Raw genomic sequence first — 15,181 nt, forward strand, 5'->3', positions numbered from 1 at the left:
AACCCACCGGCTTTCTGCCACGCCGGGGCGCGGGCGGGTCTGGCCAGTGGGAATGGGCTTTGCGCTTGCCAATCCGTTCGGCGCCAGCCCTCACGGGGCGGCAAGTCCTGCCTCGCGACGCAATTCGTCGGCCCTGTCTGTCTTCTCCCAGGTGAAATCAGGCTCTTCACGGCCGAAATGGCCATAGGTCGCGGTCTTGCGGTATATAGGGCGTAAGAGATCAAGCATCTTGATAATGCCCTTCGGTCTGAGATCGAACAACTCAAGAATGAGGCGCTCGATCCTTCTTTCCTCAACCCTCGCTGTTCCGAACGTGTTGACCATGACAGAAACCGGACTGGCCACGCCGATTGCGTAAGCAAGCTGCACCTCGCAGACGTCCGCAAGTCCGCTAGCGACGATATTCTTTGCGACATACCGGGCCGCATACGCGGCTGAGCGGTCAACCTTGGACGGGTCCTTGCCCGAAAAGGCGCCGCCGCCGTGACGACCCATCCCACCATAGGAATCGACGATGATCTTGCGTCCAGTGAGACCGCAGTCGCCGCGCGGCCCGCCGACTACGAACCTCCCCGTCGGGTTGACCAGAATTCTGATGCCTTCCGTCTCCAGGTGGGTCGGCAGGACAGGCTTTATGATTTCCTCAATGACGCCCTCGCGGACCGTCTCTTGCGAGACCTGCTCGTCATGTTGGGTCGATACGACGATGGTATCAAGGGCGACCGGGCGCAACCCCTCATAGCGCACTGAGACTTGGGATTTCATATCAGGACGCAACCAGCCAAGCTGTCGTGCTTTCCGGACATCTGCCTGTCGTTTCGTCAAGCGATGCGCGAGCTGGATCGGCAAAGGCATCAGGGTATCGGTTTCGCGGCATGCGTAGCCGAACATGAGGCCCTGATCTCCCGCTCCCTGCTGGAGGTCCTGCCCTCGTCCCTCGTCAACGCCCTGGCTAATGTCGGGCGATTGCTCGGTGAGTGCATGAACGACGGAGCAACGCCGGCCGTCAAAGCCGACAGCCTCATCGTCGTATCCAATATCGAGAATCGTATCGCGCGCAACTTGGCTATAATCCACCCGCGCATCGCTAGTAATCTCGCCAGCCACAACGACTATCCCTGATTTTACCAACGCTTCACAGGCGACGCGTGCCTTGGGATCGGTGCGGAGGATGGCGTCGAGGATGGCATCCGAGATGTTGTCGGCCAACTTATCCGGGTGTCCCGCGCCAACCGATTCGGAAGAGAACACGAACTGCCTAGCCATGAAATGCCTCGTTTCGGGTGTTGGAGTTGTATGGTGCATTTTGCTTAGCCCACCTTACCTGTTGGTGATGCCCGGGACCTCGAACGCAGCGCACAAATCGGCAACGTCTCTTCGCACGCAGGCATGGAGATCTTCGTCATCAGGCCGCCGGAGGACGTAGTCAATGAAGCCAGCAATTTGCACCATTTCCACATCGCGCATGCCCATTGACGTCACTGCTGGCGACCCCAGGCGAATTCCGCTTGTGACCGCCGGATCCCGCGGGTCGCCAGGCACCATATTAAAGTTTGTGATGATGCCTGCCTTTGCTAGCCGCTCGGCATAGGCCTTGCCCGATAGTGGTCGATCGCGCAGATCAAGGATCAGCATGTGATTGTCCGTCCCCCCGGTAACCAGGTCATACCCTCGCTCGATCAGTGCCTGTGCAAGAGCCTTGGCATTCTTGACGGTCTGTTGGCCGTAGCTTCGGAAGGACGGGTTCGCGGCTTCGTGCAAGGCAACTGCTAGCGCAGCGATGGCATTCATATGAGGCCCGCCTTGCAGGTGAGGAAAGACCGCCCGGTCTATTCGTCTGGCGAGATTGTATTTGCTCTTTGTATGATACAGGGCCTGATAGCGATCTTCGTTCCTGGACAAAATGAAACCACCGCGGGGACCGCGGATCGATTTGTGGGAGGTGCTGCTGACCACGTCGCAATGGCGCACGGGATTCGGGTGCGCTCCCGCGGCAATCAGTCCGCTGATGTGCGCAATGTCGGCTACGAGATAGGAGTTCGCTTCCAGGGCGATTTCTGCCATTGCCGCGTAGTCAAAGACACGCGGGTAAGCAGTTCCGCCGACCCAAATGAGCCGCGGCCGTTCCCGCTTGGCTGTCTCGCGCAAGCGGTCATAGTCAATCTGCTGTGTCTTTTCATCTAGTCCATAGGGGACGCGTTGATAGTCAGTTCCGGAAAAGTTGATGGCCCAACCATGAGTCAGATGGCCCCCTTCCGGGAGGGGCAAGCCCATGACTTTGTCACCGGGGCTCAAAAGCGCACGATAGACAGCCTGGTTGGCCGGCGAGCCGGAATAAGGCTGGACGTTGGCATGCTCGCTGCCAAATAGTGTTTTCAAGCGCTCAATGGCTAGATTCTCAAGCTCATCAACGATCTCATTTCCAGCGTAGTAGCGCGCACCGGGGTACCCCTCGGCGTACTTGTTCGTGAAAATCGAGCCGTTCGCTTCCAGCACGGCCGAGGACGCAAAGTTCTCTGAGGCGATGAGCTTAAGGGTCGTCCGCTCCTGCCGCTCCTGTCTCAGAAGCAGTTCGTGAACGCGGCAATCAACCGCGGCCAATCGAGACCGTCCGTAAGTGTCGCGCGGCGCGATGGCGCCGTCGGCGGAGTTGTACATGGTGGTTTCGCGCTCCAATTGGACTGATCTATTTCACGGTCAAGCATGCGATCCCCTTCGACGGCGCGTCTTGTGTGGCTTCGAGCCGTTGAAGGTCTCGTTTGTGATAGCCATCGCCGTGGGGCAGGAGATCAACCAACAGTTGAACCAGCCCGCCGTCCTTACCTCCTGCTTTGAGATGGTACGAGCACCACGGACGTTGTTCGTTGCAGTAAAGAAAGTCGGCTCTGGCCAGCAGCCGGACGTGTCGTACAACGTGCTCACGACGCAGACCCAGAATCTCCGCTAGCTGGCAGACAGTTAGGTCCGCATGCGCGCAAAGGCCTAGGATTCGAAGGCGATCTAGATGCGCTGCCGTCCGAAGGCGACTGACCAGTGTCAGCATTGGGCAGGACCAAGCCACTTGGAAAGCCTGGGCACTCGTCCTACTGAATTTGTCATTTCGCGTTCTCCACAGATGTTGCAGCTTTCGAACGAAATAATATGGTTGCTTGTCCACCGACCGGACAATCTCGGTGGCCGTGAAGATACTGTTTTGAGCCAATATGGCTGTGTCGAACAAACAAGATGGGCGCTGTTCTTGCCATTGCCTTTAGCCGAAATTGCACGCAGTTCGGCGGGTCGGAGAATAAGCCACGGTTCGGACTCCACTGACTCAAACGTTGCAATAAGCCTACCATTCACAGCGAACCGGAGTTGCTAAGAGTCTATGAATTTCCTTGAAGGATCTGTTGCAACGTTTGCGCAGCCCGGTCTTGCTCCCGGCTTGCAGCGGTCAATCTCGTGCAGACTGACCGTGATGCAAAGATGACAAGGAAGGTTCGCTTTCAATCCGATCTTCTTCCTGGCCAAGTGGTTCGTAGTCTCATAACTGTGGCCTAGACAAAAGCTGGGCTAATCAGCGGTATGATGTCGTTAGCGTGGTTGGGCCACCAGCAGGTCGACGCCAAGATCGACACGCGCAATTTCCCGCGCTACGAGAATGTCAGTGACTGCGCGCTCTTCCTCGGGCGGTCTGGCTGCGCCGTCTAGAATCTGAATGCATCTCGCGCTGACCCGTTCAGCAATGAGCTGTTCGGCTTGCCGCATTGACGGCGAAGCAAGCTCAAGTACGTTTTCGCGCATCTCACGCGCCGCCTCGCCGACTTCCGCAAAACGCTTCTCGGCGAACTGCTCCTTAAAGAGCGCAGCGAGATCATCAAATGTTTGAACTTTGGTGGGCTTGGGTTTCGAGCAAAAATATCCAGTTGCCAGTCCAGGTTTATAGGCAAGGCTGTACGCTTTGTCGTCTGGCAAGGGCCCAATTCCCCTGGTGAGACGAAAATGGACTGCCGTGCTACGGTTGCTCCATTATATAAGAGCGGTCGAAATCGCTGATGTTTGCAATACAAGGAGCCGCATAGAAGACGTTTGACGGGATAGCGCGCCTCAAGCCGAAGAAGCAGTTCATGCTGACGCGACACATCCCTGCGCATCATCGCAATCCGAAAAAATGGTATCGACAAACCGGGACAATGTCCGCTCGCAATCTCAAACGCAGTTCCTCGCTTCATCAGCTCCGGAAACTTGTACTGGAAAAACAGCGGAACCCCTGGGAAATTGATGCGGATGTCAAAGCCAGAATGCCCCTCCTGTATGAGGTTTGGAATGACCGGCGCGCCTACAGGTGCGGCTGACGATGACCGGATAAGGTTTTCGGTGAAGGCATACCCAAATGAGAACTCCATGTAGCCCACCTTCATTCAATTCTGCTTTCGTGCTGAAGTTTATCCTGGCTCTTGCCTGCAGCCGAGCAGACTCTATAACAAAAAAACTGTGTATACTTGCGAGATAGTCTGAGCTTATCGATTCCTCGGATAGATATTTAAAGAGCTCACCCACTCTTCTGGCTGCTAGAATGGGAATGGGAAGCTTCTGGTTGATCTGGGTCGACTTCCAGTTGATTGGTAAGCGACAAAACCTCCTGCGCTATCTCAGCGATTCCCGGCCAGATCGCCGATAAGTTTCGGGCTTCGCGAACAGAGCCAGAGTGCGTAGCCGATATCTTCAACCGGGGCGGCGGCTTCTCCCTCGCCAGTGCCGAGCGCGATCACATGCGTTGCGCATTCGGCCAGCGCGCCGTCAAGGCGCCCCGCTTCCGTCGCGCTGCCGTAAAGGTCCAGGAACCACGCCAGCGAATAAGACCAGTCGGCAGGCAAGTCCTGCCCATTGTGATCCCTTGCGACGACGGCCACGACGGCGTTGCGGCCTTCGGGCGTGCGGGGCTCTATCCCAAGGATCGGGTATAATTCGGGTGTGGGCTGCTGAAGGATACGCGCCGGCACGAGCGACAGTGCTTTCTCCAGCGAGGGAGGAAAATCCTCCAGTTCTTCGGCCAGTTCGGCAGCTTCTCTCCTTCGTCCCTCGCGGCGCGCTTCTACATATTCTGCCGCAACCACGGCAACGGTGCGCTGCGCCCGTTCAGCGGTGCTTGGTGGCAATCAGCTCGGCCGGAATGTCACCATCCTTGATCGCCCAGTGCGTACGGTGCTGTTCGAACTGTTGAATGCCCAGCCGGTCCGCAATTCTCAACACCGCTGACCGGTCGAGAAAGGCATGTTTCGGATCGGGCTCGAAGGTGAAGGCCAGTTCGTGTCCGCGCCGAACGATATTGCGTATGCGGCTGTGCCGGACCACGCGCGCGTGCGGGCCTCCCGCCCCGACTTCGTACATCAAAAGCGCCGGGATTTCCTCCAGCCGGCGCAATGTTTCAGGGCGCGAGGTCGATAGCCTCGGCCTCGGCGCCGCTAGATTCCTTGAACCGGTCAATGGTTGACGTGAACGGCGGCGTTTCCCACCACTCGCCGTGGCCCGAGACAAGCAAGTTAAACATGGCACACCACCGACCTCACGCCGCCTTCTCCATAGACCACTTCACCCGTTCGGCGAGAAAGGCGGCGAACGTTTTCACATTCATATTGCCGCTCGCCTCCTCCAGCCCTGCGAGGTAGGCCTTCCGGTCATCGACTCTGACGACTGTCCAGGGGTAACCGCCTGAAGCCAGCATCGCGTTCATGAGGAACCGCGCCATTCGTCCGTTGCCGTCCGGATAGGGGTGCACATAGCCCACAAGCCAATGCCCCAGCACGGCACGCACGGAGGCCTCCTTCTCCGCCTCCAGCAGGTCGAACAGCTCATTCATACCATCGGCCACCGCTTCGGTACGCGGCGGCACGTGCTGCGAGCCGCGCAGGTACACAGGGTGATTGCGATATCCCGCAAGCGCGCTGGCTTTGAGGATGCCGGCGGTCACTGACGGCGCGAACAGCTCCCGGTACCACTCCCGGTGAGTGTCCCGCGTCAACGCGCCGGCTGGCTTGCCGTTGATGATCGCGGCAACAGAGTCTTTGACCTTCTGGAATGCGAGGTAATAGCCACGCGCGGCAAGCGCATCTCGGTTCTTGCGGTCCTCTTCATCAATCTCCGGATTCCAGCTCTCCTCGCGCACCCGGTCGATGAGTTCCGGGGTGACGCTGTACCCTTCTATCGACAGCGAATGGTAGGCGTCGCTTTCGTAGATATCCTCGACGAACTTCATATAGGCGTCTTTGTCGGACGGCAGTCCGGGTGCCTTCGGGAATATCTCGATGATGGCTTCGCGCTGCGATTGCCAGATCGCGCGCAGGCGGGCGACCAACGGCGGTACGCCCGCCGCAATAGTTGTCACTCCAATTTGTCCCGCGAACGGATCGGATTCGCGCACGTCATAGCCGGCGGCTTTGAAGGCGGCCACGATTTCATCGGCAAAGGAGTCGCGTCCTACGCGGCGGAAGGCCCCCGCAAGCCGTCCCGCCACGGCGGAATGGCCGCCATCAAGCAGCAGGGCCAGAACGGTTGATACGTCGCGCACCGATGCCATGGCGATCTGCATCTCGATAGGGGCGCGCTGGAAGAACGCTGCCGGCACCCGGGTAAGGGCGGCCTCGACAGTGAACACGCGCTGGCCGTTTTTCTCTGTCAGTTCGGCCGGCATCTCTTTGACCTTGAGGTCATAGAGCGAAGTGCCGAACAGCAGGTCGATTTTGTTATTCGTGCCTTTGGGGGTGTTCACCACCACCTGAGGCGGAATAGTGGGCGCTTCCGCGTGCAGAAGCAGCGACTGCTCCGGTGAGAGGAACCAGTCCTTGCCGAACCGGTCATTGCAGTAAAGGGAGCAGAACTCCCAGAAGCTCGCGTACCAAGGGTTGGTGTCTTGCTGCCGTGCCTGCGGGCCGGTCGACATGAGCCAGCCTTTGATAACATCGCGCAGGAACCCGTTCTGCAGCAGCCGCTCCCGGTGGACGCGGGTCAGCTCATCTGATTTGAATATGCGCCGCCCACCCTCCTGCAGCTCTTTGAGGACGGCCAGTGATACAGCGAGTTTTTCATGGGGCTTGGCCATGGCCGTGCCTTTGCAAGTTTTTAGAGCTGTGCGATTACAAGTATATAGTGCTGATAGGCGACAAGTCAATGATGCTGTGGAGTTGCAAGTTTTTTTAGTCGTGCGATAACAAGTTTTTTATGCGATAATCGGAAAATGCGATCGTTTCCATAGCCGCGCGAAGGATCGTTACCCGGATGGGCCGAGACCCAGCTCCCCCGCAGGCTACGCAGGGGCTCGGGGCGAGCCTATCGCCTGGCCCTCCGAAGCGCTTCGAAGGAGGACGCGCCTCTTTGAAAAACTCGCCCGTTGTGCATCGTGGGTACCCGTAAACGCGAATTCTCAAAGGAAAGACGCTCCTTACCTCTCCCTCCCGCCACGATCATCACGGCCGCGCCCGCGCTCACTACGCCGCGACGCCCCGCGAGATCGCTGCACGCATCTGATCGGCCACCAGACGGGGTTGCAGATGAAGGATGTCCGTGACGCTGTCGTGTGTTTGCACCGTCACCGGAGTGACGGCAAGGTAGCTGCGCACGCCCATGGAGGAGAGCGTCTCGATATCGCGCGCGATTCCGGCACCCCCACTGGAGTCCGATCCGCCGACGACAAGTACATGCGATGCCTGCCTCAGCGCCCTTTCATCCGTTAGAATGAGCGTTCGAAACGCAGGATTCCACCGACACTGCTCTTCTTGTTGGCGTTGGTCCAGTTCACGTTGGAAGCGTCCACCTTGCCGACGGCGAAGTTGCCGTAGCGGCCATAGTCGAGTTCCGCCTTAACTGTGAAATCTGGAAGAAACGCATAGGCGACGTTTGCAGCGACACCATGGTTCTTGAGCTGATCACCGGAGAGCTGAAGGTTGAACGAAGTTGTCTCGTTGAGCTTGTAAGTGGCGCCAGCCCAGAAAGCCCAGTTCCCGCCCCAACTCTTATAGAAGCCGCGACCATGAGCGTCGATGGCGTTCGTGGAGTCGTCGTTGAGCTTGCCGTTGGAACCGTAGCCGAGCATTCCGAACAGCAACAGTTCGTTGGTGACATTGATGTCGACACGGACCTTGGCGGCCACCGATTCGTAGTTGCTATCATAAGCGGCAACGCCGGTGATCGCGCCCCAGCCATGTGTGTATTTCAAGCCGCCGACTACGTGCGGTGCGTAGCTGTCGATTGTGCCGACCACGCCCGAGCCTTCTTCGAGCGAAACCACGGCCGAAAAGCCGTTCCCGGCGTCGAAGTAGTACTGAACCACATTGGTATCGAAAGCGCCGTACGGAACCGGCGTCTGGTTGAGTACGTCACCCGCGCCGCCAATAAACATGTCGAAGGCCGACCAGTCCTTACCAACTCGGAGGCCACCAAGCTGAATCCAGGCGAAAGTCAAGGTGCTGTCTCCGTTGAAGGCATAGGACCGAGAACTGTCCGAAACCGAAGTGTGGCGGTTGCCGAAGTTCATGCGGGTTTCGGTGTAGGTCTTCAACGTGCCGAGTTCGGTCTCCTGGCCGGTCCAAGTTTTCAATGTGAAGCGCGTGTTGTTTTGCCATGTGCCCTGATGCTCACCAGTCCTCACATCCGAGGTTCTTGCGTGATCAACAAATCCGACATGGCCCAAGCCGACGTCGTAACGGACATAGCCGCCGATGCGCACGCAGGTCTCAGTGCCTGAAATGTAGACGTAACCCGAGCCGTAGACGTCGCAGACTTTAACGTACTCAGTCGGGGGCTCGGCAACGGCGGTCACGGCGCGAGCGTCGGAAACGGCCATCAGTGCCGCAGTTGAGCCGAGGAGGAGGCTCCTAATGTTCATTGTTGATCTCCGTTCAAAGAGTAAAAGGAATGGACGTCAGTGATGAACTCTTGCTAAGGAAACAGCTGATAACGATGCGCATTGAGTTGAATCTTAGCAGTTTTGATGCGCTCATCACGCCAGAATTCATCAGAAATTGAGAATATGATTCGGTGTTATTGTTACAAATATTGGATTGTTATTACAAATATAATAATCGCCGAAACGACGCCATCCAACATTTCTGTACAAATCATCCCCGTCATCTCCGCTAGTTGTGGGCGGGCCGTCACAAAGGCTTCTACTGCAAATGACGTGCCATCCTGACGACGCAGCTGCGGCTTGAAGCTCAAGTGTGCCGGCGGACCTTGGTTCGCTCTTCCTTCCTTTTTGCCTTGCGGATCAACCCAAGCACGAACGGCAAACGTTTCGGCTACGGTTCGTCTGTTCGCTTCGCGACAGTTTCGTTCAATGGCGGCAGCTTTGTTTGCTGTGAGCCCCGACGTTGAGACATCATGCGGCGGCACCGCTCGGTACGACGCCGTCATTTTGGCGAGCGCGATGATCGGTAATCACGCGCTGAACGCGCAGCCTTGCCTCCACCACGGAGTCAGTAGGCGCGCCGGCCTTGGCATTGCGGCCGACCTGACGGTCGCGTCGAGCAGCCTCTCGTCCTGATAGACGGCGCGCCACAGCTAATGCTTCTTGCCAGCAATTCACACAACGAGCTCATCGAGATGCCAGAGATCACTATGGGGCTGCGCTAGCTGGCGAGCAAAGTCCGGTCCCAACGCCGTGTTATCTCGTTGGATGCGGCAGCCGCGCTCAGCAGAATCTACTCGACCAGGCGCAGGCTGAAGGGAAGGGATGGTGGAACCAAACGGTGCGCGTGAGGGTCGCGGCGGGAACAGCCATGGCCAGTCGCTGACCGTCCAGCCAAGACTGAACGGCCGCTATTGCTGAGAAATACAAGTTTCGAGCCCAAAGCGGAACGGACTGACATAGCGCAAAGACACAGGCGAGCGCGGCGGTAAGGTTGGTGGTTATCAGCATGGGACGGTAACTGTTGCAGACCACAAAATATCGCGAGGCCGGCCTGCCTTGGTACACTATCTATCCGACTGTGTCGGAGTTCTCTGGGGCGGTCGGCGCCGAGGCTTATGAGGAATGGCTCAGGAACCTGCCGGCTGACGATCCGGTGTCGCTCTATTTCCACGTTCCGTTCTGCCGATCAGCTTGCTGGTATTGTGGCTTCCCCACCACCATCACCCGCCATGATGCGCCGATCCTCAACTATCTGGCGGCCCTGCGTGACGAGATCCGTTTGGTCTCGGAGCGAGCGCCGCAGACGCTGCCCGTGAGCGACATGCATTTCGGCGGCGGAACGCCGTCTCTCATAGGACCAGCCGAGTTCCTGGCTCTGATGGAGTTCCTGCGACGCCGCTTCGCTCTCACGAAAACAGCTACGGTTGCCGTCGAGATTGATCCGCGCACGTTCACGGCCGAGATGGCCGAGGCCTTGGGAGCAGCCGGCGTGAACCGTGTGAGTCTCGGCGTGCAGAGCTTCGATCCCATTGTTCAAAAAGCAATCAACCGGGTTCAGAGTGAGGCGCAGACGTCGGCTGCCGTGGAAATGCTGCGCCGGCATGGAGTAAGCCGCATCAACTTCGACCTCATCTTCGGTCTCCCGCATCAAACGGTGCAGTCCTGCGTCGAGACCGCGAGGGCGGCGGTCGCAATGCGCCCCGACCGGCTTGCGGTGTACGGCTATGCGCACATCCCGTCGCTTGTAAAGAATCAGCGCCTCATCGAGGAGGCAGTTCTTCCGGGCAGCGCTGCCCGCGCCGAACAGTATGCGGCCGTGGCCGCGACGCTGATTGCCGCCGGCTACCGCGAGATCGGGCTCGACCATTTCGCCTTGCCGGACGACGAGCTCGCGCTGGCACAGAAAACGGGTCGCCTGCGGCGTAACTCGCTGGGCTACTCGGCCACCACCTGCAGAACCCTGATCGGTTTCGGCGCGTCGGCTATCGGCCGCGTCGGCGAGGGGTACGTCCAAAACGAAGTTACACGGGATTCCTACATCCAGCACATCGCAGCTGGCCGTCTGGCGACGTCAAAGGGCTATTGCCTCACCGACGACGACCGCGTGCGAGCCGCAATTATCGAGCGACTAATGTGCGATCTCGAGGCCGATGTGCAGGCAATCTGTGCCGCCCACGGATCTGATCCGATCCGTCTTCTCGATTCAGCTGAACGCTTGGCGATGCTGGCCGAGGACGGGATAGTGGACTTCGAAAACGGTTTTGTCCGCGTACGGCGGGAGCATCGCTTTGTAATTCGCGCTGTCGCTGCCGCGTTCGATGCTTTTCTCGATCGGGATGGCCGTAAGCATAGCCACAGGTGAGGGCAAGCATCCAACCGGAAGCTAAACTCGACGCCCTTGGGCGAGGCCTGTCATGAAGCGCGCGTCAAGGATGCGAAAAGCGGAGCTGATCCGCCTATTTCATCTCATCTTCAATGACATCGACCTCGTGGCTGCCACCGAGGCGTTTCGATATTGATCGTGGTAGGTGCGGGACATCTGGGTGTTTCGCCGTCAGCGCATGAATATCCCCGCCATGTGATGGGTCAGGAAATCGCGGTGGCTGCAATCAGCCCGTCCATCGATGACAGACCGCGGCCACGCCGCTTCGCGAGGCCCGTCAGGTCGCCCCAGGCCAGGGCAACCAGTTCGTCCACGGGGAGGACTCTCGGCTCGAAGCGCTGCGGCAGGTCCCGGGCGAGCCATCCGGCCAGTGCGTCACGTTTCCGACCTTTGTCCATGAGGGCAGGGCCGCGCCGGATCTCGGCGATCGACATAACCTGATAAATGAGCGGTCTTCATCGAGCCCGTCATCCATTCCAGCACGCGCGCGTCAGGGCTCGGCCTCGTCACCTCGGAGAGGCCATTAGTGTCGAGCAAGAGCCTCACAATGGCAGACCATGCCGTTCATCGCGTAGCCGCTCGATGTCCAGTTCGGCGTTGCGCAGCGGCGATGCGCAGCGAGTGCCCAGAAAACAGCAGCCAGCTCCCCTTCCGGAAGATCGGAGCGGACGCCACGCAAAAAGCGCCAAATCCTTGGCGCCGGCGGTCTGTGTGTTGCGCGCTGGCGGCTTTGGTGTACTCCTGTGCCGTTTCGACGAGGCTTCCAGTCGGACCGGCAGGGGAGGAGGCTTTGGCGGCGCGGCCGGCACACGGCCCACCTCGAGGACGAGATCGACGATGTCGGGCAGATCCTCGGTCGCCTCACAAATCGGTGAGGTCGTCGGGACACCGTCTTCCACTTTTGTTGATCAGCCGCCTTCCTGGCCATGTTCCGAGACAATAAGGCGCCCGTGCGCCGCCGCCTCGATTAACCCAAGACCCGCAAGGATCTTTTGCCGGAGACAACGAGGTCACCATCCTGCGGTGCCGCGTTGCGTCACAGTCGGCATGAGATGTGCAAAGTGGACCGTCGTCAAACGTCAAACAGAGGCGTTGGTGACTGGACTGAACGACCAGAGCGGGCTGCTTGCGCCCTTTCGGACTTCACAAAGTTCGAAAATGGCGTCGTTTCAGGGCATAATCGCCGCTTGTCAAAATGTTTGCGACAAGTCCGGTGAAAGCCTACCGAGTATCTTGTGCTTGGGGGGCGGTTAGTTCCGATAAACTAAGCGGCATACACATGCTAATCTATTTGATTTACGGGCCGACCTGCAGCGGCAAAACAGACGCGGCAATCCAAATTGCACGAGAGACCGGATGGCCGGTCATTGCGCTGGATCGTGTACAATGCTGTCCTCAAATCGCCACCGGCAGCGGGCGTCCCTCGGATTCCGAACTGCAATCTACCCAGCGGATCTACTTGGATTCGCGCCCGCTAACCGCGGGCATCATCGACGCCGAGACCGCCCATCGTAAGCTGATAATGCAAGTGGATGAGCGTAGTTCCCAGCCGGGGCTCATCCTCGAAGGCGGTTCGATCTCCCTTCTCAATTTAATGGCGCGAAGTCAGCATTGGGATGGCGCTTTTCGGTGGCATGTAAGGCGGTTGCGGCTCGGCAACTCGGACGCCTTTCTGGAGAGAGCCAAGCGTCGGGTCACAGACATGTTTGTCACAAGAGAAGGACAACCTTCATTGCTGCAGGAACTTGCGGATCAGTGGAAGGAAGATGCAGTCCGTCCCACTTTGGAAGACGTTGACGGATATCGTTGCGCCATTCATTTTGCGAGAGAGCACAGCTTGGCAATCAGCGAAATGCCGTGCCTTCGCAAAGAGCTCCAACAAGATCTTGTAGAGGCGATTGCGAGAGAATATCTCGAATATGCGCGTTGGCAAGAACGCGACTTTCCAGAATGGCAAACTGAGTGAGCAAGCCTCCCCGGACCTCGCCTACGATGCGGGCACGGTAGCTCCTGAGAATTGCGCTAAGTGGTTTGCTGAAGCAAGCTAGTGCCAGGCGACACTAGGTCCGTGTGGCAGCGGAAGGATTGCTTTCGCCACGGTGACTGCGGAGGAGGCGACATGGCTGCACTGCTCATTTCAGGCATGGGACGGAATGTACCGATGACAAAGTGCTGCGCGCTTCGTAGCGACCGCTACCGTGGCTGACTCGCGAACTACTATCCGCCAGCCCAGTCTGTGGCGTCGTCTCGGCTTTCATCGCCACCGCCTTCGCCCAGGAAACGCCCGAGGCCGCAAGCGTCGCCGTGGCAGTGCGGCACCCGGCAAGATGGGTGGTCATCGGCCCTATCTGATCGACGGGGAGCACCGTGCTTTCGTCCTGGGCGAGGTTGAGCGAGATGCCAACATGACGCTTCATCAATTGACGGCGGCACTGGCTGAACGTGGTCTCCTGCGAGCGTCGGTCGCTTCCTGCACCGCGAGGGCAAGAGCTTCAAAAAAACCGTTCTGCCGGTCGAGCAGCTCAAGCCAAAGCTGATGCGCGGGCGTGCGCAATGGATGCGCTATCAGACCCGCATTGACCCTACGCGCCTGGTCTCCCTGGATGAAACATGGGTCAAGACCAACATGGCGCCGTTGCGCGGCTGGGGTGTGCGCGGCAAGCGGCTGATGGCCCACGCACCATATGGCCATTGGAAGACGATGACCTTCATCACCGCGCTGCGGCATGATCGGGTGGAGGCGCCTTGGGTCATTGACGGACCCATCAATACGCAGGCCTTTCGCGTCTGTGTCGAAACCGAACTCAACAAAACACTGAAGCCGGGCGACATCGTCATTCTCGACAATCCCGGTTCTCACAAGGGCCAAGCCGTCCGCGACATCGTCAGGGCTGCTGGCGCAACGCGGGTCAAGCCCGCGAGAGCGGCAATTTTGTTCCGGCTATCACCCTCTCGTCGAGAACGGCGTGACGGAAGCGATAAAGTTGCGCCGGCCGGCCGCCGGTTTCCGCGGTTGTCTCACCGGTCTCCTCGACCAGCTCCTGCTGCTCGATCAGCCGGCGAAAGTTCGGCTTACGCACGAGCCTGCCGGCAAGCGCCTCCACGGTGCGCTGCAGCTGCAAAAGCGTGAAGACCGGCGGCATCAGTTCGAATACGACCGGCCGGTATTTGATCTTGGAGCGCAGCCGCGCAATGCCGGTCGCCAGGATGCGACGATGATCGGCGATCATCGATCTGCCCGACACCGAGGTGGGCGCAGCGGAATGTCCGGCGCGTATTGCTTCCTCCACCAGGGCGGCTTCGTAGAGCAGCTCATAACGTTGAAGCGCGAGTTCCTCGTTCCAATGGCGGTCGTCAAAGCCGAAGGCGATCGCCGCCCGCCGTCGTCGGTCGAGGCGTGTCGTACCGTCGTCAGTGCCATCCGCCCATTCCATCAGGCGCGGCCGCAATTCGTCCAACACGACCGCCGGTGTGCCGGAGCGGTGATCCTCCCACGGGAAATAGTCGTACCAGCTTCCCCAGTGTCGCCCGGCCGGGTCGCCAGCTTCGTCTTGGTGGGTGAGCGCCAGATAGCTGATAGAGACCACGCGGTCGTCAGCGCCAACCCTGTCGCGATCGGCGAAGGTGTAGAGCTGTTCGATATAGCCGAGCGGCTGGCCGGTCTGTTGTTCCACCCATCCCCTGAGGCCCGACTGCAGCGAACGGTGAGCAAGCTCGAACGGGCCCGAGGGCAGGGCGTTTGCCTGCGGGATGGTCAGAACGCAGGGGGCGCTGCTGTCCATGGCGACCACAACGGCGATCAAGTCCGCATTGACGTCGTTGGCCTTGCCTCCAGCTCCGCCTTTCCTAATCCCTTTTGCGCGATCGTCCATGGTCCCCGACGTCGTTGAGCAGAGCCCTGCCGCGTAGGCGGC

Annotated in this window: 13 protein-coding genes and 2 pseudogenes; 3 read left to right on the forward strand and 12 right to left on the reverse strand. The window is 59.0% G+C overall.

Going from position 1 to position 15,181, the window contains the following annotated elements; all coding sequences use genetic code 11:
- Positions 1–90: 90 nt before the first annotated feature.
- The 9 genes from metK to NKJ15_RS27905 form a co-directional block, all read right to left on the reverse strand.
- Entirely contained in the window at positions 91–1,266 is a 1,176-nt protein-coding gene (metK, locus tag NKJ15_RS27865) for a methionine adenosyltransferase (RefSeq protein WP_023679684.1), read from the reverse strand.
- A 54-nt stretch (positions 1,267–1,320) separates the two neighbouring features.
- A complete protein-coding gene (gene glyA / locus NKJ15_RS27870) occupies positions 1,321–2,658 on the reverse strand; it encodes a serine hydroxymethyltransferase (RefSeq protein WP_352819083.1) in 1,338 nt (445 codons plus the stop codon).
- Between the two features lie 915 nt (positions 2,659–3,573).
- Entirely contained in the window at positions 3,574–3,954 is a 381-nt protein-coding gene (locus NKJ15_RS27875) for a hypothetical protein (protein ID WP_352819038.1), read from the reverse strand.
- Between the two features lie 677 nt (positions 3,955–4,631).
- Entirely contained in the window at positions 4,632–5,138 is a 507-nt protein-coding gene (locus tag NKJ15_RS27880; RefSeq protein WP_352819041.1) for a hypothetical protein, read from the reverse strand.
- On the reverse strand, positions 5,119–5,373 hold the full coding sequence (locus NKJ15_RS27885; protein ID WP_352819043.1) for a hypothetical protein: 255 nt from the start codon (positions 5,371–5,373) through the stop codon (positions 5,119–5,121). Before NKJ15_RS27885 ends, NKJ15_RS27880 begins: the two co-directional genes overlap by 20 nt.
- Before the next feature lie 172 nt (positions 5,374–5,545).
- On the reverse strand, positions 5,546–7,078 hold the full coding sequence (locus NKJ15_RS27890) for a Fic family protein (RefSeq protein WP_352819045.1): 1,533 nt from the start codon (positions 7,076–7,078) through the stop codon (positions 5,546–5,548).
- A gap of 385 nt (positions 7,079–7,463) precedes the next feature.
- Entirely contained in the window at positions 7,464–7,769 is a 306-nt protein-coding gene (locus tag NKJ15_RS27895; protein ID WP_352819085.1) for a bifunctional hydroxymethylpyrimidine kinase/phosphomethylpyrimidine kinase, read from the reverse strand.
- Positions 7,706–8,860, reverse strand: a complete 1,155-nt coding sequence (locus tag NKJ15_RS27900; protein ID WP_352819047.1) for a porin — start codon at positions 8,858–8,860, stop codon at positions 7,706–7,708. The genes NKJ15_RS27895 and NKJ15_RS27900 overlap by 64 nt, the downstream gene beginning before the upstream one ends.
- A 161-nt stretch (positions 8,861–9,021) precedes the next feature.
- The gene (locus NKJ15_RS27905) at positions 9,022–9,387 is read right to left on the reverse strand and encodes a hypothetical protein (RefSeq protein ID WP_352819048.1); all 366 of its coding nucleotides are present in this window, start codon (positions 9,385–9,387) and stop codon (positions 9,022–9,024) included.
- Between the two features lie 518 nt (positions 9,388–9,905).
- Between NKJ15_RS27905 and hemN the strand changes: the two genes are divergently transcribed.
- On the forward strand, positions 9,906–11,246 hold the full coding sequence (gene hemN / locus NKJ15_RS27910) for an oxygen-independent coproporphyrinogen III oxidase (protein ID WP_352819050.1): 1,341 nt from the start codon (positions 9,906–9,908) through the stop codon (positions 11,244–11,246).
- A 227-nt stretch (positions 11,247–11,473) separates the two neighbouring features.
- On the opposite strand, the pseudogene NKJ15_RS27915 reads toward hemN, so the two are convergent.
- Positions 11,474–11,813 (reverse strand): annotated as a pseudogene (locus NKJ15_RS27915) (PIN domain-containing protein); the annotation flags it as partial.
- A gap of 733 nt (positions 11,814–12,546) precedes the next feature.
- Here NKJ15_RS27915 and NKJ15_RS27920 point away from each other — a divergent pair.
- On the forward strand, positions 12,547–13,233 hold the full coding sequence (locus tag NKJ15_RS27920) for an isopentenyl transferase family protein (protein WP_352474847.1): 687 nt from the start codon (positions 12,547–12,549) through the stop codon (positions 13,231–13,233).
- Positions 13,234–13,399: 166 nt separating this feature from the next.
- On the opposite strand, the gene NKJ15_RS27925 is transcribed toward NKJ15_RS27920, so the two are convergent.
- Entirely contained in the window at positions 13,400–13,684 is a 285-nt protein-coding gene (locus tag NKJ15_RS27925; protein WP_352452632.1) for a hypothetical protein, read from the reverse strand.
- Positions 13,685–13,893: 209 nt separating this feature from the next.
- Here NKJ15_RS27925 and NKJ15_RS27930 point away from each other — a divergent pair.
- A pseudogene (locus NKJ15_RS27930) lies at positions 13,894–14,103 on the forward strand (IS630 family transposase); the annotation flags it as partial.
- A gap of 73 nt (positions 14,104–14,176) precedes the next feature.
- On the opposite strand, the gene NKJ15_RS27935 reads toward NKJ15_RS27930, so the two are convergent.
- Complete coding sequence (locus tag NKJ15_RS27935) at positions 14,177–15,139, reverse strand: NUDIX hydrolase (RefSeq protein ID WP_352469024.1); 963 nt, start codon at positions 15,137–15,139, stop codon at positions 14,177–14,179.
- Positions 15,140–15,181 lie beyond the last annotated feature (42 nt).

This window comes from Mesorhizobium sp. M0207, from assembly GCF_040321995.1.
Classification (GTDB): domain Bacteria; phylum Pseudomonadota; class Alphaproteobacteria; order Rhizobiales; family Rhizobiaceae; genus Mesorhizobium.

Excerpts from the sequence above, each read along its gene's own strand:
- metK (WP_023679684.1), bottom strand. The coding sequence starts at position 1,266 with ATGGCTAGGCAGTTCGTGTTCTCTTCCGAATCGGTTGGCGCGGGACAC.
- NKJ15_RS27920 (WP_352474847.1), top strand. The coding sequence starts at position 12,547 with ATGCTAATCTATTTGATTTACGGGCCGACCTGCAGCGGCAAAACAGAC.
- NKJ15_RS27900 (WP_352819047.1), bottom strand. The coding sequence starts at position 8,860 with ATGAACATTAGGAGCCTCCTCCTCGGCTCAACTGCGGCACTGATGGCC.
- glyA (WP_352819083.1), bottom strand. The coding sequence starts at position 2,658 with ATGTACAACTCCGCCGACGGCGCCATCGCGCCGCGCGACACTTACGGA.
- NKJ15_RS27935 (WP_352469024.1), bottom strand. The coding sequence starts at position 15,139 with ATGGACGATCGCGCAAAAGGGATTAGGAAAGGCGGAGCTGGAGGCAAG.
- NKJ15_RS27905 (WP_352819048.1), bottom strand. The coding sequence starts at position 9,387 with ATGACGGCGTCGTACCGAGCGGTGCCGCCGCATGATGTCTCAACGTCG.
- NKJ15_RS27925 (WP_352452632.1), bottom strand. The coding sequence starts at position 13,684 with ATGAAGCGTCATGTTGGCATCTCGCTCAACCTCGCCCAGGACGAAAGC.
- NKJ15_RS27890 (WP_352819045.1), bottom strand. The coding sequence starts at position 7,078 with ATGGCCAAGCCCCATGAAAAACTCGCTGTATCACTGGCCGTCCTCAAA.